Consider the following 22,645-nt stretch of genomic DNA (forward strand, 5'->3'; position numbering starts at 1 on the left):
AACCTCGTCGTCAGGAAACCGCGCTCCGCAGCCCCTGCACATCGATCTGTTCCGTCTCGTCATGCGCCGTCAGGTCGATGACCTGGCCGATCCCCCGGGACTCCTCGTCCGCCGGCTTGAACTCGGCCTCGGCCTCGGCCTTGTGGAGGGCGAGGGCCTCCTGGCCGACGACGTCGGCGAGGTCCTCGTTCTGGACGGACTCCAGCGCGGAGGGCTCCGCCGCCCCCTCCTTGGTGCCGAAGAAGTCGAAGCCGCCCTGGATCGCCGGACGCCGTACGGGCGCCGGTACGACGGCCACGGCGGTCGGCGCGATGAAGTGCCCCGCGGGCTGCTGCGACGGGACCGAACCGGCCGCGGGCAGGGCGGGCCGGGCCTTGGCGACGGCGTCGGCCCCGGCGGCGGCATCAGCCGTGGCCACCGCCTCGGCTGCGGCTTCCGGCTTGGCCGGAGCGACCGCGCCCGCCTTGGTGAGGGCGCCTGCCGTGATGTCGGCGGTCGCGCGCTCGTGCCCGTCGACCGCCTCGGGCTTCCCCTGCGCTTCGTCCTCCAGCGCGGGCTCCTTCTCGGCTCCGCCGACGTGCTCCGCCTCGGTGGCCCGCGTTTCGGCGGGCTGCGTCTCGGCAGCCCGCGTCTCGCTGCCCTGCGTGTCGGTTGCGCCCGAACCGTCCTTCGCGGACTCGTCGTTGGACGGGCCGTCGCCCTTCGGGGGGTCGTTCTTCGGAGGCTCGTCCTTCGGGAACTCGTCCTTGGCGGACTCGCCGGCATCCGCCGACGCGCCGCCCTTCGAGGACTCGCCACCCTGCCCCGACGCGCCGCCCTTCGAGGACTCGTCGTCCTCCGCGGCCTCCGCGGCCTCCGCCCCTTCGAACCGCTCCAGCGCCTCCTTGGCCCGCAGGAACAACCGGGACCCCTCCGGCGAGAAGACCGCCGCAGCCTGAGGCGTCTCCTCGGCGGACTCGGTCTCCGCACCCTCGACCTCGGCCTCGGCAGGGGCAGCCACAGCCCCCGCTTCCTCCGCCGAAGAAGCGGCGACCGGCGCCGGCGGCAACGCGCGCGCGGGCGCTGTCGCCTCTATCTCCAGAACCCGGCGCTCCTCCAGGACGCTCGCCCGCTCGGTCTCCGCCGTGGCGTACCGCCGCAGCAGCGCCGCGTGCTCGTTGCGCAGGCCCGCGAGCTCCGTCCGCTTGGCCCGCAGCCGCTGCTCCAGCTTCATGCGCAGCTCGCGCGACTCGTCGAGGTCGGTCTCCAACTCGGCGACCCGTTCCTCGTACCGCCACTCGTCGCTCGCACGCGCGCGCGTAAGGTCGGCGACCTGCTTGCCGGCCTGAGTGTCCCAGCGGCGCATGACGACCGCGCCGACGACCGCCGTCGCCGCGGCGGCCGCCGCAAGGCCGCGTAGCACCATGGCCTCGGAGAACACCCAGGGGGCGAGGGCGCAGACGACGGAGACGCCTGCGATCGCCGACGGGGGCAGCAGCCTGTGCAAGGGCGGGGAATGACGGTGACGTCCACGTGGCATGGCCAGAAACTTACCGCGCGTAGGCGAATCTTGTTGCCCCGCCCCGTAAAAAGACAGCCATCGCGAGTCGTTCACCCGGCATCCTGAATCAGATCCGGCACCGAATTAACCAAGAACCAAGATCACAAAGGCTCAGCCGCCGCTCAACCGCCCGCTCATCCACTCCAGCGTCCCCGGAATCTCCCGCCGCCAGGTGTTGAAGTTGTGCCCGCCGCTTTCGAGGATGATCGACGAGATGCGGGTCAGCTTCGTGGCCTTCACGCGCTCAATGAACTTCAGTGTGTCCTTGTAGTTGGATTCTCCAACTTTGCTGCTGCTGACGAGCAGTGAAGTGTCCGGAGCCGGCATGTGCTCGAGGTACCACCACAGGTTCGCGCGATTGCGCAGTTCCTCGTCACCCTGGAAGAGATCGCCGGTCGTGGCGTCGATCGGCGCCTTGTAGTAGGCGGAAAGCCCGGCCCCCGCGGCGTACGCCCGGGGATGGTGCATGGCGAGCTTCAACGCGCAGTAGCCGCCGGTCGAGTCGCCGATGATGCCCCAACTGCCGGGCCCGCCGCCCACCCTGTAGTGGCCGCTCACGGCCTCGGGCAGATCCGACGCGAAGAACGTCTCCGTCTGCGGGCCCCCCGGAATGTCCACGCACTCCGTGTCCCGCGGCGGCGCCACGGTGGGCCGCATCATCACCAGGATCATCGGTTCCATCCGGCCCTGGGCGGCGAGCCTCGCGGCCGTACGCGGATAGTCGAGCTTGTCCACCAGCGCCTGCGCCGTACCCGGATAGCCGGTGAGGACGACGGCCGCGGGGAACGTACGCGTGCGGAACTCCGGCTGAAAATACTCGGGCGGCAGATAGACGTACGCAGGCGTGGCGATGCGCGACGTCCGGCCCAGGATGTCGACCTTCTGGATCTGACCGCCCGTCCGCGGGCTGGAGCTCGCCGCCCCCGGCACCCGCCGCGTGTCCACGACCCGTAGCGGCCCGCGTTCCGGCGTGTGGTCCACGACGACGCCCTGGTCCTTCTCCTGACCGAACAGATCGGCCCAGCTGGCGTAGAACCCGAAGGCCTGGTTGGCGGCGAGGCCGACCGCCATGAAGAGCGCCAACTGCGTGGAGAACAACAGGCCCACGCGTCCGCTCACCGCCCGCCAGCCGCGCCGCGCCAGCCGTGGCCACAGCCACACCGTGCCGACGAACAGCCCTAGGGCGGTCAGAACCGCCAGCGCCAGCACCTTGTCGCTCGTGAGACCCATCGATGGTTACCTGTCCGCACTTTCCGCCCGGTTCGCGGTTTCCCCGCGCTGCCTCCCTCGCTCCTTCGCAAGGGCTTGCCCCGGACTTTCCTTGGCCTTTGAAACGGTTTTGAGGAGCTGAGTGAACCTCTCCCCTCGAGACACCGTCCTAGAGGGCGCAATGTCGCCGGATGCCCGAATCGGCACCGGATCCAAGGTCTCTCGCGGAACACTGGGATGCGATGTCTGTCAGGACAGATGTGGAAATGTCGGGCAAGGTTCCTCAACGATCAAGTCAGGTATCGAACCAGGCATCAAGCCAGGCATCGGGCCAGGCATCGGGCCAGGCATCGGGCCAGGCAGGGCCATCGAGCCAGGCAGGACATCTGTCGAGCCGCGTACGGCACCTGCTGCGCGGCCCGCGCCCCGAGGCCGTTCCCGTCCTCGTCGGCAGGGCCTGCGCCCTGGTGGGCCTCCTGAACATCGCCGCGGGCGTCTTCCCACGCTTCCGACACAGCCGCATGCACGCCATCGCCGAGGTACTGCCGGGTTCGTTCGGCCCGTTCGCGGCCGCGCTGTCGCTCAGCGCGGGCGTGCTCTTGCTGCTGCTCGCCCACGGCCTCAAGCGCCGCAAGCGGCGGGCCTGGCGTGCCGCCGTCGTCCTGCTGCCGGCGGGAGCGGTGGCACAGTTCACGTACCGCCACTCACTCATCGGCGTGCTCATCTCGCTCGCGCTGCTCACCGTGCTGCTGCGCCATCGCGATCAGTTCGCGGCACTGCCCGACCCGCGCAGCAGGTGGCGCGCGCTGGCCAACTTCGTCCTGATGGGCGCCGGTTCGCTCGCCCTCGGACTGATCATCGTCAGCGCCCACCCGAACACCCTGGTGGGCGACCCGAGCCTGGCCGACCGCATCACCCACGTCCTGTACGGCCTGTTCGGCTTCGAGGGCCCGGTCGACTACCAGGGCAACACCTCCTGGACGGTCGCCTTCTCCCTCGGCGCGCTCGGCTGGATCACCGCGGTCACCACGATCTACCTGGCCTTCCGCCCCGAACACCCCGCCGCACGCCTCACCGAGGACGACGAGGTACGCCTGCGCGCCCTGCTGGAGAAGCACGGCGGTCGCGACTCCCTCGGCCACTTCGCGCTGCGCCGCGACAAGGCCGTCGTCTTCTCCCCCAGCGGCAAGGCGGCGGTGACGTACCGCGTCGTCTCCGGCGTGATGCTCGCCAGCGGCGACCCGATCGGCGACGTCGAGGCCTGGCCCGGCGCCATCGAGCGCTTCATGGACGAGGCCAGGGCCCACTCCTGGACCCCGGCCGTCATGGGCTGCTCCGAGACCGGCGCCGAGGTGTGGACCCGCGAGACCGGGCTCGACGCCCTCGAACTGGGCGACGAGGCGGTGGTGGACGTCCCGGATTTCTCGCTCGCCGGCCGCGCGATGCGCAACGTACGCCAGATGGTCAAGCGCATCGAGCGCGCCGGTTACGAGACCCGGGTACGTCGTGTCCGTGACCTCGGTGAGACCGAGCTGGCGCGGATCCGGGAGGCCGCCGAGGACTGGCGCGGCACCGACACCGAGCGCGGCTTCTCCATGGCGCTGGGCCGCGTCGGCGACCCGTCCGACGGCGACTGCCTCATCGCCACCGCCCACAAGGCCGACGAGCAGCCCGGACCGTACGGCGACCTCAAGGCGATCCTCCACTTCGTGCCGTGGGGCACGGACGGCGTCTCGCTGGACCTGATGCGCCGCGACCGCTCGGCGGACCCCGGCATGAACGAACTGCTCATCGTGGCCGCCCTCCAGGCCGCCCCGAAGTTCGGCATCGCGCGCGTGTCGCTCAACTTCGCCATGTTCCGCTCGGCACTGGCACGCGGCGAGAAGATCGGCGCGGGGCCGGTACTGCGTGCCTGGCGAGGCCTGCTCGTCTTCCTCTCCCGCTGGTTCCAGATCGAGTCCCTGTACAAGTTCAACGCCAAGTTCCAGCCCCGCTGGGAGCCCCGCTTCGTCGTCTACCGCGCCTCCGCCGACCTGCCCCGCCTCGGCTTCGCCGCGATGCAGGCGGAGGGCTTCGTGAACCTGGCCGTACCCCTGCCGCGCTTCCTGCGCCGCCGGACGACCACTGCGCGCCCCTGCCCCCACCAGGTGGCGGAGCGGGAGGTCCGCGCGGCATAGCGCGGCCACCCGGAAGGCCCGAGCGGAAGCCCACGCCCCCCCACGTGGACTTCCGCTCGGGCCACGGCAGGTCCACCCTCGAGGGCTTCCGCTCGGGCCACCGCAGGTCCCGACCCTCCAGGGCTTCCGCTCGGACCTCCGCACGTGCCCAGCCCAAGAGCCTCCGCTCGGACCACGGCACACCCCCAGCCCTAGGGCCTCTGCTCATGCCACGGCACATCCCCACCCCCAGGGCCTTCACTCGGGCCACCGCACGCCCCCAGCCCAAGCACCTCCGCTCGGACCACCCCACGCCCCCAGCCCACGGCTTCGCCCGGGCCACCCCACGTCCCGGCCCCTGCTTGGGCCTAGGCTGAACGTATGAGCAAGCAGAGCGGACGTGGGCGCGTCGCGGGACTTCCGGAGTGGGACCGGTGCGCGGTCATGGGAGTCGTCAACGTGACCCCCGATTCCTTCTCCGACGGCGGCCGCTGGTTCGACACGACCTCCGCCGTCAAGCACGGTCTCGCCCTCGTCGAGGAGGGCGCCGACCTCGTCGACGTCGGCGGCGAGTCCACCCGCCCCGGCGCCACCCGGGTCGACGAGGACGAGGAACTGCGCCGCGTCATCCCGGTCGTCCGCGGCCTCGCCGCCGAAGGCGTCACGGTCTCCGTCGACACCATGCGCGCCTCCGTCGCTGAGCAGGCCCTCGCCGCCGGCGCCGCCCTCGTCAACGACGTCAGCGGCGGCCTCGCCGACCCCGCGATGATCCCCGTCGTCGCCGACGCCGGCGCCCCCTTCGTCGTCATGCACTGGCGCGGCTTCCTGCAGGGCGGGAACGTCAAGGGGACCTACGCCGACGTCGTCGCCGAAGTCGCCGACGAGCTCCACGCGCGCGTGGAGGCCGTTCTGGCCGGCGGCATCGCCCCGGACCGCGTCGTCGTCGACCCCGGCCTCGGCTTCTCCAAGGACGCCGAGCACGACCTCGTCCTGCTCGCCCACCTCGACCGCCTGATCGGCCTCGGCCACCCCCTTCTCGTCGCCGCCTCCCGCAAGCGGTTCCTCGGCCGCGTCCTCGCCGGCCCGGAGGGCGCGCCGCCGCCCGCGCGCGAGCGCGACGCCGCCACGGCCGCCGTATCGGCGCTCGCGGCGCACGCCGGCGCGTGGGCGGTGCGTGTGCACGAGGTGCGCGCCACGGCGGACGCGGTACGCGTCTCGCGCGCCATCGAGGAGGCCCGTACGACGGAGAACGCGCCCAGCGCGAACAGCGCTGAAGGAGCCCGGTGAGCGCCCCCCACACCGACGTCGAGCAGGTGGAAGCCGCCAACAGCGCCTTCTACGAGGCCATGGAGCGCGGCGACTTCGAGGAACTCTCCTCGCTCTGGCTCACCCCGGCCGACCTGGGCGTCGACGAGGAGTACCACGACCCGGCCGACAGCGGCGTGGTCTCCTGCGTGCACCCCGGCTGGCCGGTACTCACCGGACGCGGCGAGGTCCTCAGGTCGTACGCCCTGATCATGGCGAACACCGACTACATCCAGTTCTTCCTCACCGACGTGCACGTCTCCGTCACCGGCGACACCGCCCTGGTCACCTGCACCGAGAACATCCTCAGCGGCGGCCCCGCCCCCGAGGGCGGCGAGGAACTCGGCCCGCTGGTGGGCCAGCTCGTGGTCGCCACGAACGTGTTCCGCCGCACGCCCGACGGCTGGAAGCTCTGGTCGCACCACGCCTCGCCGGTTCTGGCCGAAAACGACGAGGAAGAGGGCGACGGCAAAGCCTCCTGAGTGGGTAGGCGCCCCGACACAGAGCCGACAGGCCCTGGCACAGAGGCGACACCGGGGAGCCACCGAGCCGCCGAGCCACCCACAAGAGGGTCCGCCGGACCCCGCCGGGACCAAGAAGTGGTTGGAATCACGCGTCTCCGGGTAGGCGCGGCTACCAGCCCGTGAGCCACCGGATTCCCCAGGGGAAACACGCGATGAATCCTCCTGGCCCCGGACCGGACCACGCCCCCGTGGCCCGGCCCTGTCAGTGCCCGCAGGTAGATTCGTTCGAGGCCGGTGTGCCGCCCGCACGCGGCAGCGACCGGCCGTCACCAACGATTGCAGGAGTGATTCGCGTGGATCGTGTCGCGCTGCGCGGCCTGAAGGCCCGCGGGTACCACGGTGTGTTCCCCGAGGAGCGCAGGGAGGGCCAGACCTTCGTCGTGGACCTCGTCCTCGGCCTGGACACCCGGCCGGCCGCCGCCGACGACGACCTGGCGAAGACCGTGCACTACGGCATCGTGGCGGAGGAGGTCGTGGCCGTCGTCGAGGGCGAACCGGTCAACCTCATCGAGACGCTCGCCGCACGCATCGCCCAGGCCTGCCTGAAGCACGAAGGGGTCCAGGAGGTCGAGGTCACCGTCCACAAGCCGGACGCGCCGATCACCGTCCCCTTCGACGACGTGACCGTCACCATCACCCGGAGCCGAGTATGACCGCGTCCTTCACCGAGGGTCACAGCGACCCGACCGTACAGCCGGTACCCGCCTCCGTCGTCGAGCAGGTCGACGCCGCCGACACCACCCTCAGCAACCCGAAACGGGCCGTGATCTCCCTCGGCGCCAACCTGGGGAACCGCCTGGAGACCCTCCAGGGCGCCATCGACGCCCTGGAGGACACCCCCGGCGTGCGCATCAAGGCCGTATCGCCCGTGTACGAGACGGAGCCGTGGGGCGTGGAGCCGGGAAGCCAGCCGTCCTACTTCAACGCGGTCGTGGTCCTCAAGACCACGCTTCCCCCGTCCTCCCTGCTGGAGCGGGCCCACGCGGTCGAGGAGGCCTTCCACCGGGTACGGGAGGAGCGCTGGGGCGCCCGCACGCTCGACGTCGACATCGTCGCGTACGCCGATGTCGTCTCCGACGATCCGAACCTCACCCTCCCCCACCCCCGCGCCCATGAGCGGGCCTTCGTCCTCGCCCCCTGGTACGACGTCGATCCGCAGGCACAGCTTCCGGGCCGCGGCCCGGTGGCCGACCTGCTGGCCGGCATCACCGGCGAAGGTGTCGTAACCCGCCCGGACCTGGAACTCCAGCTGCCCGAATAGTCGTTAAGGTCAAGACGACACATTCCGTGGGTAGTCGGGGGAGTTGAAGGGACGCCGTGAGAGAGCTGCGCATCAGGATGCTGGCCGGTGTGTTCATCGTCGCCGGAGTCCTGTCCTGGGCGGGCGCCCGCCTGTGGAACTCCGTCGGGACCCTGCCCAGCGTCCCCCTGGCCGCCCCCATCGTCCTCGCCCTGATCGCCGTGGTCCTCCTGGCCACGGCGATCTCGATCCGCGCCCGCCTCAAGGCCCAGCGCGAACGCCGCCCCGAGGCCAAGGGCGTCGACCCCCTGATGGCAGCCCGCGCGGTCGTCTTCGGCCACGCCAGCGCCCTGGTCGCCGCCCTGGTCGCCGGCATGTACGGCGGCACCGGCGTCTTCCTCCTGGAGTCCCTCGACATCCCGGCCCGCCGCGACCAGGCCATCTACGCCGGCTTCTCGGTCCTGGCGGGCATTGGAGTGATAGCGGCAGCCATCTTCCTGGAACGCGTGTGCAAGCTGCCGGAGGACGACGAGCACAATGGGGCGGGGACGGCGCCGACGGTATAGCGCGGGATCAACACACCGCGCGTACCGGAATCAGCGCATCACGCATCCGGGAATCAGCACCCCACGTATCAGCGGGCCATGATGAGGCTCATCGCCTCGTTGCGCGTCGCCGCGTCCCGCAGCTGACCGCGCACCGCCGACGTTATGGTCATCGCGCCCGGCTTGCGGATGCCACGCATCGACATGCACATGTGCTCGCACTCCACGACGACGATCACGCCGCGCGGCTCCAGAATCTCCATGAGGGAGTCGGCGATCTGCGTAGTGAGACGTTCCTGCACCTGCGGCCGGCGGGCGAAGACGTCCACCAGCCGGGCCAGCTTGGACAGCCCGGTGATCTTGCCGGACGTGGCCGGGATGTAGCCGACGTGGGCGACACCGCGGAACGGCACCAGATGATGCTCACATGTGCTGTACACCTCAATGTCCTTCACGAGCACCATCTCGTCGTGCCCGATGTCGAACGTCGTGGTCAGCACGTCTTCGGGCTTCTGCCACAGCCCCGCGAAGATCTCCCTGTACGCCCGCGCCACCCTCCCCGGCGTCTCCTTGAGCCCCTCGCGGTCCGGGTCCTCTCCGACCGCGATCAGCAGTTCGCGTACGGCGTTCTCGGCGCGCTTCTCGTCGAACTCGCCGATGCTGCCCTCGCCGTCCAGCGTCACGGGGTCGGTCATGTGGTGCCTCGTTCCTTCGCGGGTGGCGCGTGTGGGTCACGCGTCTGAACTGCTGGCATACGAAAATGCCGCGCCCCCCAGGCTAAAACCTGGGGGGCGCGGCATCCATTCCGGGCCCGGTGGGGGTCCACCGGGGGCCGGGGTGTCAGCTCTCCGGACGCTCCTCGGGTGCCGGCTCGGCCACCGGGGCGGGCTCCGTCACCGTCGACTTGGCGGTGCTGATCGCCGGCGTCGCGCCGTTGGCGCCGTTCGTCAGTGCGAGCTCCTTCGGGGAGAGCACCGGCGGACGGGTGGACGGCGTACGGCGGGAGGACCCGGTCCAGGCGGGCCGCGGCGGACGCTTGACGATCGTGGCGAAGACCTCGGCGATCTCCTCCTTGCCGAGCGTCTCCTTCTCCAGGAGGGCCAGGACGAGGTTGTCGAGCACGTCGCGGTTCTCGACCAGGATCTCCCAGGCCTCGTTATGCGCGTTCTCGATGAGCTTCTTGACTTCCTCGTCCACCAGCGCGGCGACCTCTTCCGAGTAGTCGCGCTGGTGAGCCATCTCACGTCCGAGGAACGGCTCGGTGTTGTCGCCGCCGAACTTGATGGCGCCGAGCCGCTCGGTCATGCCGTACTGCGTGACCATCGCGCGGGCCGTGGCCGTGGCCTTCTCGATGTCGTTCGCCGCGCCCGTGGTCGGGTCGTGGAAGACGAGCTCCTCGGCCGCCCGGCCGCCCAGCATGTAGGCCAGCTGGTCCAGCATCTCGTTGCGGGTGGTCGAGTACTTGTCCTCGTCCGGGAGCACCATCGTGTAGCCGAGGGCTCGGCCTCGCGACAGGATCGTGATCTTGTGGACCGGGTCGGAGTTCGGGGAGGCCGCCGCGACCAGGGCGTGTCCGCCCTCGTGGTACGCGGTGATCTTCTTTTCCTTGTCCGACATGATCCGGGTCCGCTTCTGCGGGCCCGCCACGACGCGGTCGATGGCCTCGTCCAGCATGTGGTTGTCGATCAGCTTCTTGTCCGAGCGGGCGGTGAGCAGCGCGGCCTCGTTGAGGACGTTGCTCAGGTCCGCGCCCGTGAAGCCGGGCGTACGGCGGGCGACCGCCGAGAGGTCGACGTCCGGGGCGACCGGCTTGCCCTTCTGGTGGACCTTGAGGATCTCCAGACGGCCCTGCATGTCCGGGCGGTCGACCGCGATCTGGCGGTCGAAGCGGCCGGGGCGCAGGAGGGCCGGGTCGAGGATGTCGGGCCGGTTCGTGGCGGCGATGAGGATCACGCCGCCCTTGACGTCGAAGCCGTCCATCTCGACGAGCAGCTGGTTCAGGGTCTGCTCGCGCTCGTCGTGACCGCCGCCGAGGCCGGCGCCGCGGTGGCGGCCGACCGCGTCGATCTCGTCGACGAAGACGATCGCCGGGGCGTTCGCCTTGGCCTGCTCGAAGAGGTCACGGACTCGGGAGGCACCGACACCGACGAACATCTCGACGAAGTCGGAACCGGAGATCGAGTAGAAGGGGACGCCCGCCTCGCCGGCGACAGCGCGCGCGAGGAGCGTCTTACCGGTACCAGGAGGCCCGTAGAGCAGGACGCCCTTGGGGATCTTGGCGCCGACGGCCTGGAACTTCGCCGGTTCCTGGAGGAACTCCTTGATCTCGTGGAGTTCTTCGACGGCTTCGTCCGAGCCGGCGACGTCCGAGAACGTCGTCTTCGGGGTGTCCTTGGTGATGAGCTTCGCCTTGGACTTGCCGAAGTTCATGACCCGGGAGCCGCCGCCCTGCATCTGATTCATCAGGAACAGGAAGACGACGACGATGAGGACGAAGGGCAGCAGGGAGAGCAGGATGCCGACGAACGGGTTCTGCTTGGACGGCGAGACCGTGTAGCCGTCGGGGATCTGCTTCTGCTGGTACTTGTTCTGCAGCGTGTTGGCGATGTCCACGCCTTGGTCGCCGATGTACGACGCCTGGATCTTGGTGGCGTCCTCGACCTTTACGCCGTCCTTGAGCTGGGCCTTGACGATCTGTTCGTCGCCGGTGGTCAGCTTGACCGACTCGACCTTGTTCTCATTGATCGCCTGAATGACCTGGCCGGTGTCAACCGTCTTGTAGCCGCCGGACGAGCCGACGACCTGCATCAACACGACCACGGCAAGGACGGCCAGCACGATCCACATGACCGGCCCACGGAAGTATCGCTTCACGTCCATCCATACGGAGCGGTGTCGCCCCGTCCCTCCTGCCATAGTGAGTTTGATAAGACAGTTCTTCTGACGGTACCCCAGCTTTGACGCCCGTAGCCGCACGGGCGGGCCGACAAGCCCGTCTGCATGCTCCAACGCCGCGAGGCCCGCCGGGGTTCCCGATCTTCGTACGGGGCTTGGGCCCTTCGGGTCCGATTCGCCGGACCGTCGGGCTCAGCCGCCGTAGACGTGGGGCGCGAGCGTACCGACGAACGGGAGGTTGCGGTACTTCTCGGCGTAGTCGAGGCCGTAGCCGACGACGAACTCGTTGGGGATGTCGAAGCCGACCCACTCCACGTCGATGGCGACCTTGGCGGCGTCCGGCTTGCGCAGCAGGGTGCAGATCTTCAGGGACTCGGGCTCGCGGGAGCCGAGGTTGTTGATCAGCCAGGACAGGGTCAGGCCGGAGTCGATGATGTCCTCGACGATGAGGACGTGCTTGCCCTTGATGTCGGTGTCGAGGTCCTTGAGGATCCGCACGACACCGGAGGACTGGGTGCCTGCGCCGTACGACGACACGGCCATCCAGTCCATGGTGACGGGGGTGGACAGCGCCCGGCCGAGGTCGGCCATGACCATCACCGCGCCCTTGAGGACGCCGACGATGAGCAGGTCCTTGCCCTCGTACTCCGCGTCGATCTTCGCCGCCAGCTCAGCCAGCTTCGCGTCGATCTCTTCCTTGGTGATGAGCACCTCTTTGAGGTCGGTGCCCATGTCTTTCGCGTCCACCCGCATCACTTTCGGTCGTCCCACCGGCCGGTCCGGGCCGCTCGTGGCGACCCCTTGGAGGGGGCCGGTGGGAGGGTCCGGTTTCAGCCTTGCCGAATCACCAGTCTGCCACCCTGGCGCTGGGCCACGACTTTGCCGGGGAGATTGATGGCCCCTTGGCCGCGCCAGCCGGTGATCAGGCGGTCGACTTCCTCGATGTGGCGGGCGAACAGCGCGCCGGCCGGCGCCCCGGCCTCGATGGCGGCGCGGCGCAGGATCCGGCGGCGTACGGCGGGCGGCAGCGCGTAGAGCTTCGCGCACTCCAGGAGGCCGGCCGAGTCGCGTACGGCGGCCTCGGCCTGGCGGGCCCAGGCGTCGAGGGCGTCGGCGTCGTCGCGGGAGAGCTGGGCCGTACGGGCGAGGGCCTCGACGACGCCCTTGCCGAGCGCCTTCTCCAGGGCGGGCAGGCCTTCCTGGCGCAGCCGCGATCTGGTGTACGCGGGATCGGAGTTGTGGGGGTCGTCCCAGACCGGGAGGGACTGGACCATGCAGGCCTTGCGGGCGGTCTGCCGGTCGATGTGGAGGAAGGGGCGCCGGTAACGGCCGTCGGCCCCCGAGACCGCGGCCATTCCGGACAGGGAGCGGATGCCGGATCCGCGGGCGAGGCCGAGCAGGACGGTTTCGGCCTGGTCGTCGCGTGTGTGGCCGAGCAGGACGGCGAAGGCGCCGTGGCGTACGGCCGCGGCGTCGAGGGCGGCGTAGCGGGCGTCGCGGGCGGCGGCCTCGGGCCCGCCCGCGCGGCCGACGGTCACGGCGATGGACTCGACCGGATCGAGGCCGAGTTCGCGCAGCCGCAGGGCGACTTCGTCGGCGCGCAGGTCGGAGCCGGGCTGCAGACCGTGGTCGACGGTGATGCCGCCGGCGCGGATGCCGAGTTTGGGGGCCTCGAAGGCGAGCGCGGAGGCGAGGGCCATGGAGTCGGCGCCGCCGGAGCACGCCACGAGCACGAGCGGGGAGGGGGATCGCTCGTGCGAGAGGGCGGGCGGGGGCTCGTGCGGGAAGGCGGCGGGGGGCTCGTACGACGGCTCGCGCGCCGTTCCGTAGGCGGCCGCGGAGCTCGTGGGGCCGAACGCGACCGTGGCGAACGTGGTGGCGGCGGACAACACGGAAGGCGCCGTCGGCGATGTCGCGGGCGGCGCCTCGGGGGAGGTCGCGCGCGAGCTGCCGGGCGCGGGCAGGTCGGATGTGCGGCTGTGTTCGGTGAGGATGTCGTGGAGGACGCGGCGGACCGCCAAACGTATCGCCGCGACCGCAGGATGGGGACCCATGTCCGGTTCCCTTCATGAAATTGTCGGGGGGTGAGCCCTGGATCGGTCACTCAGAGTGTGTAGATGGTGACAGAACCGAGCCGTTCCCCGAGCATTGCACGCCTACCCATGGCTCACGGTCCCTCGGACGGGTGATTGGAGGGGCGTTCGACTGCCGTCGGCCGGATTCGGTTCACGACTGTCGTATGAGATGTGCGACTCGGCGCGTGATTCACGACTCCGCCTTGCGATGCACCCGCGCGACCCAGTCCGCCGGTTTGGCGATCTCCGCCTTGGTGGGGAGGGTGTTCGGGGACGTCCACACGCGGTTGAAGCCGTCCATGCCGACCTGGTCGACGACGGCGCGTACGAAGCGTTCGCCGTCGCGGTACTGCCTGAGTTTGGCATCCAGGCCCAGCAGTTTGCGCAGGGCCATGTCCAGCCTTGAGGCGCCCTTGGCGCGCCGCTGCTGGAACTTCTCGCGGATCTCCGCGACGGACGGCACGACCTGGGGACCGACCCCGTCCATCACGAAGTCGGCGTGGCCCTCCAGGAGTGACATCACGGCGGTGAGGCGGCCGAGGATCTCCCGCTGGGCCGGGGTCTGCACCAACTCCACGAAGGAGCGCCCGCCATCGTCCTCCTCGGCCTCGGGCCGGCCGCCCGCGAGCGACTGCGCGGCCTCGCGGATGCGCTCCAGGACGGTCATGGGGTCGACGTCGGTCTCCCCCAAGAACGACTGGATTTCGCCCTCCAGGTGGTCCCGCAGCCAGGGCACCGCGCTGAACTGCGTGCGGTGCGTCTCCTCGTGCAGGCACACCCACAGGCGGAAGTCATGGGGGTGTACGTCGAGTTCGCGCTCCACGTGCACGATGTTCGGGGCGACGAGGAGGAGGCGCCCGCCACCATTCGGTGAACCAGGGGGGCCGCCCGCCGGGAGTTCGCGGGTGGCGGGGGCGAAGGTCTCGTACTGGCCGAGGACGCGGGAGGCCAGGAAGGACAGCAGCATCCCCAGTTCCACACCGGTGACCTTGCCGCCGACGGCGCCGAGCATCGCGCCGCCGGGGCTGCCGCCGCGGCGCTCCTGCATCTTGTCGAGCAGGGGCTTGAGGATCTCGCGGAACCCGGCGACGTTCGCCCGCACCCAGCCGGGGCGGTCGACGACGAGGACGGGGGTGTCGTGGATGTCCTCCGTGCCCATACGAGTGAAGCCCCGGACGTGTCCCTCCGAGGCCTTGGCATGTCGGCGCAGCTCGGCGACGACGGCCCTGGCCTCGTCGCGGCTCACCTCCGGGCCCGGCCGTACGAGCCGGGTCGCGGTCGCCACCGCGAGATTCCAGTCGACCATCTCGGCACCACCGATGCTCGTCATGTGTCAACCGTACGTGAGCGTTCCCACTTGGGGCAGGCCGTGCGGGGTTGTCCCGGTTGACGGTGGAGATCAGCCGCAGCCGCAGGACGCCAGCGCCGTGGCCGTTCTGTCCAGGGCCGACTGTGCCGCCCCCGCGTCCGTCGTGTTCGTGGCCAGGAAGGCGAAGGCCAGCAGGCGGCCGTCCTGGTCAACCACCGTGCCGGCCAGGGTGTTCACGCCGGTCAGGGTGCCGGTCTTGGCTCGTACGATGCCTGCCGCGCCGTCCGCGTAACGGCCGGCCAGGGTGCCGGTGAAGCCTGCTACGGGGAGGCCGGTGAGGGTGGCGCGGAGTTCCGGGTGGGCCGGGTCGGCGGCCTTGGCCAGGAGGGCCGTGAGGAGGTCGGCGGTCAGTCGGTCGTCGCGGTTGAGGCCGCTGCCGTCCTTGAAGACGGCGCCGGACACCGGGAGTCCGAGCTTGCCCAGCTGGGCCCGGATCGCCTGGTCGGCGCCGTCGAAGTCGGCGCGTTCGCCGCTGGCCACGGCCGTCTGGCGGGCGAGGTGCTCGGCGATGTCGTTGTCGCTGTTGGTGAGCATGCGCTCGACCAGTGCGGAGAGCGGGGGCGAGGAGACCTCGGCGAGCGACTCGGCGCGGTTGGTGGCCTTGGACGGGCCGGGGGCCGTGGTCTTGATGCCGTGGTCCGCGAGGAAGGACGCGAACTTGGTCGCGGCGTCCTTCGCCGGGTCCGCCACCCGGGTCACCGGGCCGCTGGTGGAGTCGTCGGTGCGGGCCTCGTCGGCCATCAGGGCGGTGACCCGGGCGAGGTTGCCGTTCACCCCGATGGGGTGCAGGTCGGGGCCCGCGTAGAGCGTCGTGTCGTACGAGAGGGTGACCTCGCGCAGGTCGTGCTTCTCCAGCGCCTCGGCCGTCCTGGTGGCCAGCTCACGCAGACTCGCCCACCCGTCGGACTCCTTGCGGGCGGTCAGCGTGGGGTCGCCGCCGCCGACCAGGACCAGTTCCTTGGTGTCGGGTTCCAGGGCGGTGCGGGTGATGAGGCGATGGTCGGGGCCGAGGGCGGCGAGGGCCGCCGCCGCGGTGGCGATCTTCGTGGTCGAGGCCGGGGTGAGGGGCGCGGAGGCTCCGTCGCCGTAGATGCGCTTGCCGGTGGCCACGTCGACGACCGCCGCGCCGCGCTTGGCGAGCTCCGGGGCGTTCAGGAGCGGGCCCAGGACGCCGGCGAGGGCCTTGCCGTTCGGGGCCGACTTCACGGTGCTGGTGCCGCCGCGCAGGCCGGTTAGGACGGGGGCCGCGCTGGGGGCGGGCAGAGGCGCGTCGGTCGGCGAATCGGACGTATCGGTATGACGGCCGTGATCTGTGCCACCCGTGCGCTCCTGGGCGGCCGCCCTGTCCCGCTCGGCCGTACGCTGGCCGGTGGAGTCCCAGGGGCCGACGGCGGTCACCACGCCGACGGCCAGCGCCAGTCCGGCGGTGGCGGCGCCCGCGGTGTACTGCCAGGTCTTCGGCTTGGCGGTCCGTGCGGCCTGCGGGGAGACGGCTCGTGCGAGCTGCGCGACCCGCGGTTTCGCGGCCGCCGCGGCGCGCGTGAGACGGGGGCGTACGGCCTCCGCGGCCCGTGCCAGACGCGGTCGTACGGCGCCCGCGAACCGCCTCACCTGCGGTCTCGCGGCTCGCCAAGGCCTCAGCTCTGGCACGACCACCAGCCCCTTTCGCGATCACACACCTGCGTGAGGGACACTTAACCACCAGAACTATGTGCTGATCATGGAGGAGCCACCGGTGGAGTTCGACGTCACGATCGAGATTCCGAAGGGTTCGCGGAACAAGTACGAGGTGGACCACGAGACCGGTCGGATCCGCCTGGACCGTCGCCTCTTCACCTCGACCGCCTACCCGACCGACTACGGCTTCGTCGAGAACACCCTCGGCGAGGACGGCGACCCGCTGGACGCGCTGGTCATCCTGGACGAGCCGACCTTCCCGGGCTGCCTCATCAAGTGCCGTGCGATCGGCATGTTCCGTATGACGGACGAGGCCGGTGGCGACGACAAGCTGCTGTGCGTGCCGGCGACGGATCCGCGCCAGGAGCACCTGCGTGACATCCACCACGTCTCCGAGTTCGACCGCCTGGAGATCCAGCACTTCTTCGAGGTCTACAAGGACCTGGAGCCCGGCAAGTCCGTCGAGGGCGCCGACTGGGTGGGCCGCACCGAGGCCGAGGCCGAGATCGAGCGGTCCTACAAGCGTTTCAAGGACCAGGGCGGCCACTGAGGCACCGGCTCCTTCGAGCCATGTGAACGGGCTGTACGCGTGGGCGTGCAGCCCGTTCGTGTGTCTGTGCGCATACTGAGGGCGGCAGGAGGTGTCGTACAGGGAGTGCTACGCAGGTGACGGACGCGGAGGATCGCAAGCCGCAGTCGGATGAGGCGAGGATGGCCTTCATGCCGCCCGCCGGCGTCGAGGTGGGGGAAAGCGAGTCGGAGACCACGTCCGAGTTCGCCCTCCCCAAGGGGCTGGACGCACTGCACCCGCCGGCCCCGGAGTCCGAGGGATCGGCGTTCAGCACACCGCGCGGCTACAGCGTCGAGGACGCCCTGCCCGCCTTCACGCCCCCGAACGGCATACCGCAGGTCAGCCTGATCAAGGACCTGCCCTGGCAGGACCGGATGCGCACGATGCTGCGCATGCCGGTGGCCGAGCGGCCCGCGCCGGAGCGGCTGCCGAAGGCGGAGGAAGAGGGCCCGGCCGTCCCGCGCGTGCTCGACCTGACCCTGCGTATCGGCGAGCTGCTGCTGGCCGGCGGTGAGGGCGCGGAGGACGTGGAGGCGGCGATGTTCGCGGTCTGCCGTTCCTACGGCCTGGACCGCTGCGAGCCGAACGTCACCTTCACGCTGCTGTCGATCTCGTACCAGCCGTCGCTGGTGGACGACCCGGTGACGGCGTCGCGCACGGTACGGCGGCGCGGCACCGACTACACGCGCCTGGCGGCCGTGTACCAGCTCGTCGACGACCTCAGCGACCCGGAGAGCCACATCTCCCTGGAGGAGTCCTACCGGCGGCTCGCGGAGATCCGCCGCAACCGGCACCCGTACCCGACCTGGGTGCTGACCGCCGCGAGCGGGCTGCTCGCGGGGGCGGCCTCCGTGCTGGTCGGCGGTGACGTGATCGTCTTCATCGCGGCCATGCTGGGCGCGATGCTCGGCGACCGTCTGGCGTGGCTGTGCGCGGGGCGCGGACTGCCGGAGTTCTACCAGTTCACGGTGGCCGCGATGCCGCCGGCCGCGATCGGGGTCGCGCTGACGCTGGCGCACGTCGACGTGAAGGCCTCCGCGGTCATCACGGGCGGGCTGTTCGCGCTGCTGCCCGGGCGGGCGCTGGTGGCGGGCGTGCAGGACGGGCTGACCGGCTTCTACATCACCGCGGCCGCGCGCCTGCTGGAGGTCATGTACTTCTTCGTCGGCATCGTCGTCGGTGTGCTGGTGATCCTGTACCTCGGCGTGAACCTGGGCGCCGGCCCCGACCCCGACGCGCTGCTGAACATCTCCGAGCGGCCGTACTGGCAGATCAGCGCGTCGATGCTGCTGTCGCTCACCTTCGCGGTGCTGCTCCAGCAGGAACGGTCCACCGTGCTCGCCGTGACCCTCAACGGGGGTGTCGCGTGGGTGGTGTACGGCGCGCTGCACTACGCCGGTGAGCTGTCGCCGGTTGCCTCCACGGCTGTGGCGGCGGGGTTGGTGGGGTTGTTCGGGCAGCTGATGGCGCGGTATCGGTTCGCGTCGGCGTTGCCTTACACGACGGCGGCGATCGGGCCCCTTCTGCCAGGGTCGGCAACCTATTTCGGGCTGTTGTCGATCGCACAGAACAAGGTGGATGCGGGGCTTGTTTCGCTGGCCACGGCGGCTTCTTTGGCCATGGCCATTGCCATTGGGGTCAATCTCGGGTCTGAGATCTCCCGGTTGTTCCTGCGGATCGGGTCGCCTGAGAAGCGGCGGGCCGCCAAGAGGACGCGGGGATTCTGAACGCCGGGTGCCTACCAGCTCGTGAGCTTATGACCGACGGCGGCTGCGGGTTCGTTTGTGGTTGATCGCGCAGTTCCCCGCGCCCCTAAAGGGCGTGTCAGTAACCCTGGTTCGGCGGGTACTGCTGGTTCTGCTGACCGCCATAGGACTGCTGCTGGCCGTAACCCTGCGGGTACTGCTGGGCGTACGGCTGCTGCTGTTGGGGCTGCTGGCCGTAGTGCTGCTGGTCATAGCCGTGCTGCTGGTCGTAGCCGTACTGCTGCTGGCCCTGGTCGCCGTACGGCTGCTGGGGCTGGTCGTCGGACGGGATGCGGCGGAGTTGGGTCGTCGCGTCGTCCATCGGCATGTGCTGGTGCTGCTGGGCCGGGGCGAGCGGGGTCTCGGCCGCCGCGCGCTTCTTCTTGGCGCGCTCCCTCAGGTACTCGATGATGATCGGGACCACGGAGACGAAGACGATCAGGACGAGGATCGCCTCGACGTTCTTGTTGATGAACTCGATCTGGCCGAGCCAGTAGCCCGCGAGGGTGACGCCGGTGCCCCAGGCGATGCCGCCGATGACGTTGTACGTGAGGAACGTGGCGTACTTCATACGGCCGGCGCCCGCCACGATGGGGGCGAAGGTGCGCACGATCGGCACGAAGCGGGCGAGGACGATCGCCTTCGGGCCGTACTTCTCCATGAACTCGTGGGCCTTCTCCAGGTTCTCCTGTTTGAAGAGCTTGGAGTTCGGGCGGTTGAAGAGCTTCGGGCCGAAGAACTTCCCGATCATGTAGCCGACCTGGTCGCCGATGACGGCGGCCAGCACGATGAGCGTGCAGACCAGCCACAGGGGCTGGCTGATGTACTGCCCCTGAGCCACGAAGAGGCCCGCCGTGAACAGCAGCGAGTCACCTGGCAGGAACGCGAAGAGGCCGGACTCGGCGAAGACGATCAGCAGGATGCCGGGAAGGCTGAAGGTCTCGATCAGATAGTCCGGGCTGAGCCACTCGGGGCCGAGCGCAAGCGTGGTCACGTGACTGTGGCTCCTGCGGGGAAGGGGCGGGCGGGCTGTGCCTGACGGGTCAAAATTATCAACGCCGCAATGGCAGCCCAGGTTCCATGGACCCGTTCAGGATGCACTGTGCCCCCGCTGGGACAAAGCTGTGAGTCATGGGCATCGAAGAGTACGGCGGCGGGCAGGGACCCCAGCCCGACGTTCTGGTAGTGACCACCAACGACATTCCCGGCTACCGGGTCACCTCGGTCATCGGCGAGGTCTTCGGACTGACCGTGCGCTCCCGGCACGTCGGCAGCCAGATCGGCGCCGGGCTGAAGTCGCTGGTCGGCGGTGAGCTCAAGGGGCTCACCAAGACCCTCGTGGAGACCCGTAACCAGGCCATGGAGCGGCTCGTCGAGCAGGCACGCGCGCGTGGCGCGAACGGCGTGCTGGCATTCCGCTTCGACGTGACGGAGGCGGCCGACGTGGGCACCGAGGTGTGTGCCTACGGGACCGCGGTGGTCCTGGCCCGGGAGTGACCCGTACGGGGTCCCGGGCCAGGGGTCACACGGTGTGGCGGGCGGCGTTGGCGAGGATCGCGTCCCTCAGGTAGACCGCGAGGCCCGGCTTGGCCTGGTCGATGTTCTGGGTGAACCGCTCGTCGGAGACGTACATCTCACCGAGGCAGGCGTGCATCTCGTGCCCGCAGTCGTAGTGGTTGCGGGCGATCCCTTGGCGGTGCTCCTCGGCGGCGTCCATGGCCGCCTCGGAGTCGGCCGGCTCACCGGCCTCCATGAGCGCGACGAAACGGCGGGTGAGTTCGTCGGCCTCGCCCTGGATCCGCTGCCAGTCCTCCTTGGTGTACGAGGCGGCGCGCTGCTGTGACTGCCGATAGGCGTCGGTGTTGCCCCAACGTTCCTGCACCTCCTCCTCGTACTGGTCCGGGTCGAAGTCCCCGAACACCTCGAACTTCTCCTCCGGCGTGAGATTGATCCCCATCTTGCGTGCCTCCATGGCGTGTTCCACGGCCGCCGCCATCTTCTGCAGCTTCTCGATCCGGGCGGTCAGCAGCTCGTGCTGCCGGCGCAGGTGTGCGCGCGGGTCCGCTTCCGGGTCGTCGAGCAGGGCGGCGACCTCTTCCAGAGGGAAGCCGAGCTCGCGGTAGAACAGGACCTGCTGCAGCCGGTCGAGGTCGGCGTCGCTGTAGCGCCGGTGGCCCGCGTGGCTGCGCTCGCTGGGCACGAGCAGGCCGATGTCGTCGTAGTGGTGCAGGGTGCGCACCGTCACCGCGGCGAACCCGGCGACCTGTCCCACGGAGTAGCTCACTTCCGCTCCCTTCTCGGTACGCACTCCACGGTGTCTCCTCACGCGGCGTGAGGTGCAAGCCCGACCACGCGGACCTACCGTCGTATACATGCCACTGCATCGTGGGGACAGCGAAGCACCTGACCACAAAGGCGACGGCCGCAGGATCGCTGTGAACCCCTTCTACGGCGAGGCGAACCCGGCCGGCGGCATGACCGAGGCGCCGCCCAGGCACCGGCTGCCCGACACTCCCCTGCCGCCGTCGACGGCGTACCAGCTGGTCCATGACGAGCTGATGCTGGACGGCAACTCCCGGCTCAACCTGGCCACCTTCGTCACCACCTGGATGGAGCCGCAGGCCGGGGTGCTGATGGGCGAGTGCCGGGACAAGAACATGATCGACAAGGACGAGTACCCGCGCACCGCCGAGCTGGAGAAGCGGTGTGTGGCGATGCTCGCCGACCTGTGGAACGCGCCCGATCCCGCGGCGGCCGTGGGCTGCTCCACCACCGGGTCGAGCGAGGCCTGCATGCTCGCCGGGATGGCGCTGAAGCGGCGCTGGGCGCGGCGCAACGCCGACCGGTACCCCGGAGCGCGCCCCAATCTCGTGATGGGCGTCAACGTCCAGGTCTGCTGGGACAAGTTCTGCAACTTCTGGGAGGTGGAACCCCGGCTGGTGCCCATGGAGGGCGAGCGGTTCCATCTCGATCCGCAGGCGGCGGCCGAGCTGTGCGACGAGAACACCGTCGGGGTCGTCGGGGTCCTCGGCTCCACCTTCGACGGGTCGTACGAGCCGATCGCGGAGCTGTGCGCGGCGCTGGACGCCCTCCAGGAGCGGACCGGGCTCGACGTCCCGGTGCACGTCGACGGCGCGTCCGGCGCCATGGTCGCGCCGTTCCTGGACGAGGACCTGATCTGGGACTTCCGGCTGCCCAGGGTCGCCTCGATCAACACCTCGGGGCACAAGTACGGGCTGGTCTATCCCGGGGTCGGCTGGGCGCTGTGGCGGGACCGGGAGGCGCTGCCCGAGGAGCTGGTGTTCCGCGTCAACTACCTGGGCGGCGACATGCCGACCTTCGCGCTGAACTTCTCCCGGCCGGGCGCGCAGGTGGTGGCGCAGTACTACTCGTTCCTGCGGCTGGGCCGGGAGGGGTACCGGGCCGTGCAGCAGGCCTCGCGGGACGTGGCCGGGACGGTCGCCGAGGCGGTGGAGGAGTTCGGCGACTTCCGGCTGCTGACGAGAGGCGACCAGCTGCCCGTCTTCGCCTTCACGACGGCGCCGGGGGTGATGGCGTTCGACGTCTTCGACGTCTCCCGGCGGCTGCGCGAGAAGGGCTGGCTGGTCCCGGCGTACACCTTCCCGCCGAACCGCGAGGACCTGTCCGTCCTGAGGGTCGTCTGCCGCAACGGCTTCTCCGAGGACCTCGCCGAGCTGTTCGTGGAGGACCTGGGCGTGGTCCTGCCGGAGCTGCGCCGGCAGTCGCACCCCCTGACCCGGGACAAGGGTGCGGCCACCGGCTTCCATCACTAA

General features: G+C 70.1%; 20 protein-coding genes. 10 read left to right on the top strand and 10 right to left on the bottom strand.

The genetic code is table 11. The features are described from left to right. Window positions 1-10: 10 nt before the first annotated feature. Together ACIA8X_RS00260 and ACIA8X_RS00265 are read right to left on the bottom strand one after the other, a co-directional pair. Window positions 11-1,519 carry a hypothetical protein gene (locus ACIA8X_RS00260; RefSeq protein WP_399457447.1) on the bottom strand — a complete coding sequence of 503 codons (1,509 nt, stop codon included), beginning with the start codon at window positions 1,517-1,519 and terminating at the stop codon, window positions 11-13. Between the two features lie 132 nt (window positions 1,520-1,651). Further along, window positions 1,652-2,770 carry an alpha/beta hydrolase gene (locus tag ACIA8X_RS00265; protein WP_399457448.1) on the bottom strand — a complete coding sequence of 373 codons (1,119 nt, stop codon included), beginning with the start codon at window positions 2,768-2,770 and terminating at the stop codon, window positions 1,652-1,654. A 365-nt stretch (window positions 2,771-3,135) separates the two neighbouring features. Here ACIA8X_RS00265 and ACIA8X_RS00270 point away from each other — a divergent pair, with 365 nt between their 5' ends. From ACIA8X_RS00270 to ACIA8X_RS00295, 6 genes are all read left to right on the top strand, one after another. After that, a complete protein-coding gene (locus ACIA8X_RS00270) occupies window positions 3,136-4,926 on the top strand; it encodes a phosphatidylglycerol lysyltransferase domain-containing protein (RefSeq protein WP_393450017.1) in 1,791 nt (596 codons plus the stop codon). Between the two features lie 360 nt (window positions 4,927-5,286). Beyond that, the gene (gene folP / locus ACIA8X_RS00275; RefSeq protein ID WP_393449166.1) at window positions 5,287-6,192 is read left to right on the top strand and encodes a dihydropteroate synthase; all 906 of its coding nucleotides are present in this window, start codon (window positions 5,287-5,289) and stop codon (window positions 6,190-6,192) included. Continuing rightward, window positions 6,189-6,692, top strand: a complete 504-nt coding sequence (locus tag ACIA8X_RS00280) for a nuclear transport factor 2 family protein (RefSeq protein WP_393449169.1) — start codon at window positions 6,189-6,191, stop codon at window positions 6,690-6,692. Before folP ends, ACIA8X_RS00280 begins: the two co-directional genes overlap by 4 nt. Window positions 6,693-7,027: 335 nt before the next feature. Continuing rightward, a complete protein-coding gene (gene folB / locus ACIA8X_RS00285) occupies window positions 7,028-7,387 on the top strand; it encodes a dihydroneopterin aldolase (protein WP_274241749.1) in 360 nt (119 codons plus the stop codon). After that, the gene (gene folK / locus ACIA8X_RS00290; protein ID WP_399457449.1) at window positions 7,384-7,995 is read left to right on the top strand and encodes a 2-amino-4-hydroxy-6-hydroxymethyldihydropteridine diphosphokinase; all 612 of its coding nucleotides are present in this window, start codon (window positions 7,384-7,386) and stop codon (window positions 7,993-7,995) included. The genes folB and folK overlap by 4 nt, the downstream gene beginning before the upstream one ends. Before the next feature lie 56 nt (window positions 7,996-8,051). Further along, window positions 8,052-8,540 (top strand): DUF3180 domain-containing protein, encoded by a 489-nt coding sequence (locus ACIA8X_RS00295; RefSeq protein WP_393449178.1) that lies wholly within the window; start codon window positions 8,052-8,054, stop codon window positions 8,538-8,540. Window positions 8,541-8,608: 68 nt separating this feature from the next. Here the strand turns inward: ACIA8X_RS00295 and folE are convergent, their stop codons facing one another. The 6 genes from folE to dacB all read right to left on the bottom strand — a co-directional run bounded on the left by folE (window position 8,609) and on the right by dacB (window position 16,514). Further along, window positions 8,609-9,214 carry a GTP cyclohydrolase I FolE gene (folE, locus tag ACIA8X_RS00300; RefSeq protein WP_393449181.1) on the bottom strand — a complete coding sequence of 202 codons (606 nt, stop codon included), beginning with the start codon at window positions 9,212-9,214 and terminating at the stop codon, window positions 8,609-8,611. A gap of 145 nt (window positions 9,215-9,359) precedes the next feature. Beyond that, window positions 9,360-11,399 carry an ATP-dependent zinc metalloprotease FtsH gene (ftsH, locus tag ACIA8X_RS00305; protein WP_393449184.1) on the bottom strand — a complete coding sequence of 680 codons (2,040 nt, stop codon included), beginning with the start codon at window positions 11,397-11,399 and terminating at the stop codon, window positions 9,360-9,362. 207 nt (window positions 11,400-11,606) lie between these two features. Further along, window positions 11,607-12,167 (bottom strand): hypoxanthine phosphoribosyltransferase, encoded by a 561-nt coding sequence (gene hpt, locus ACIA8X_RS00310; RefSeq protein ID WP_393450020.1) that lies wholly within the window; start codon window positions 12,165-12,167, stop codon window positions 11,607-11,609. Between the two features lie 77 nt (window positions 12,168-12,244). Continuing rightward, window positions 12,245-13,468, bottom strand: coding sequence for a tRNA lysidine(34) synthetase TilS (tilS, locus tag ACIA8X_RS00315; protein WP_399457450.1), 1,224 nt, complete (start codon window positions 13,466-13,468; stop codon window positions 12,245-12,247). A 211-nt stretch (window positions 13,469-13,679) separates the two neighbouring features. Continuing rightward, window positions 13,680-14,819, bottom strand: a complete 1,140-nt coding sequence (locus ACIA8X_RS00320) for a zinc-dependent metalloprotease (RefSeq protein ID WP_393449190.1) — start codon at window positions 14,817-14,819, stop codon at window positions 13,680-13,682. A 69-nt stretch (window positions 14,820-14,888) separates the two neighbouring features. Further along, window positions 14,889-16,514: a D-alanyl-D-alanine carboxypeptidase/D-alanyl-D-alanine-endopeptidase gene (gene dacB / locus ACIA8X_RS00325; protein WP_399457451.1), complete on the bottom strand. Its 1,626-nt coding sequence runs from the start codon at window positions 16,512-16,514 to the stop codon at window positions 14,889-14,891. A gap of 79 nt (window positions 16,515-16,593) precedes the next feature. Here dacB and ACIA8X_RS00330 point away from each other — a divergent pair, with 79 nt between their 5' ends. Further along, window positions 16,594-17,085, top strand: coding sequence for an inorganic diphosphatase (locus ACIA8X_RS00330; protein WP_015658794.1), 492 nt, complete (start codon window positions 16,594-16,596; stop codon window positions 17,083-17,085). 116 nt (window positions 17,086-17,201) lie between these two features. Beyond that, entirely contained in the window at window positions 17,202-18,833 is a 1,632-nt protein-coding gene (locus tag ACIA8X_RS00335; protein WP_393449196.1) for a threonine/serine exporter ThrE family protein, read from the top strand. A 97-nt stretch (window positions 18,834-18,930) separates the two neighbouring features. Here the strand turns inward: ACIA8X_RS00335 and ACIA8X_RS00340 are convergent, their stop codons facing one another. Then, window positions 18,931-19,845 carry a DedA family protein gene (locus tag ACIA8X_RS00340; RefSeq protein ID WP_399457452.1) on the bottom strand — a complete coding sequence of 305 codons (915 nt, stop codon included), beginning with the start codon at window positions 19,843-19,845 and terminating at the stop codon, window positions 18,931-18,933. A 137-nt stretch (window positions 19,846-19,982) separates the two neighbouring features. Between ACIA8X_RS00340 and ACIA8X_RS00345 the strand changes: the two genes are divergently transcribed. Then, the gene (locus ACIA8X_RS00345) at window positions 19,983-20,348 is read left to right on the top strand and encodes a YbjQ family protein (protein WP_093908567.1); all 366 of its coding nucleotides are present in this window, start codon (window positions 19,983-19,985) and stop codon (window positions 20,346-20,348) included. A gap of 25 nt (window positions 20,349-20,373) precedes the next feature. Here the strand turns inward: ACIA8X_RS00345 and ACIA8X_RS00350 are convergent, their stop codons facing one another. Beyond that, window positions 20,374-21,135, bottom strand: a complete 762-nt coding sequence (locus tag ACIA8X_RS00350; protein ID WP_393450023.1) for a MerR family transcriptional regulator — start codon at window positions 21,133-21,135, stop codon at window positions 20,374-20,376. Between the two features lie 88 nt (window positions 21,136-21,223). Between ACIA8X_RS00350 and ACIA8X_RS00355 the strand changes: the two genes are divergently transcribed. Continuing rightward, a complete protein-coding gene (locus ACIA8X_RS00355; protein ID WP_393449202.1) occupies window positions 21,224-22,645 on the top strand; it encodes a glutamate decarboxylase in 1,422 nt (473 codons plus the stop codon).

Origin of the sequence: Streptomyces sp. NPDC051738, from assembly GCF_044453205.1 — a bacterium.
GTDB lineage: Bacteria > Actinomycetota > Actinomycetes > Streptomycetales > Streptomycetaceae > Streptomyces.

Excerpts from the sequence above, each read along its gene's own strand:
- tilS (WP_399457450.1), bottom strand. The coding sequence starts at position 13,468 with ATGGGTCCCCATCCTGCGGTCGCGGCGATACGTTTGGCGGTCCGCCGC.
- hpt (WP_393450020.1), bottom strand. The coding sequence starts at position 12,167 with ATGCGGGTGGACGCGAAAGACATGGGCACCGACCTCAAAGAGGTGCTC.
- folE (WP_393449181.1), bottom strand. The coding sequence starts at position 9,214 with ATGACCGACCCCGTGACGCTGGACGGCGAGGGCAGCATCGGCGAGTTC.
- ACIA8X_RS00320 (WP_393449190.1), bottom strand. The coding sequence starts at position 14,819 with ATGACGAGCATCGGTGGTGCCGAGATGGTCGACTGGAATCTCGCGGTG.
- ACIA8X_RS00355 (WP_393449202.1), top strand. The coding sequence starts at position 21,224 with ATGCCACTGCATCGTGGGGACAGCGAAGCACCTGACCACAAAGGCGAC.
- folP (WP_393449166.1), top strand. The coding sequence starts at position 5,287 with ATGAGCAAGCAGAGCGGACGTGGGCGCGTCGCGGGACTTCCGGAGTGG.
- ACIA8X_RS00265 (WP_399457448.1), bottom strand. The coding sequence starts at position 2,770 with ATGGGTCTCACGAGCGACAAGGTGCTGGCGCTGGCGGTTCTGACCGCC.
- ACIA8X_RS00260 (WP_399457447.1), bottom strand. The coding sequence starts at position 1,519 with ATGCCACGTGGACGTCACCGTCATTCCCCGCCCTTGCACAGGCTGCTG.
- ftsH (WP_393449184.1), bottom strand. The coding sequence starts at position 11,399 with ATGGACGTGAAGCGATACTTCCGTGGGCCGGTCATGTGGATCGTGCTG.
- folK (WP_399457449.1), top strand. The coding sequence starts at position 7,384 with ATGACCGCGTCCTTCACCGAGGGTCACAGCGACCCGACCGTACAGCCG.
- ACIA8X_RS00345 (WP_093908567.1), top strand. The coding sequence starts at position 19,983 with ATGGGCATCGAAGAGTACGGCGGCGGGCAGGGACCCCAGCCCGACGTT.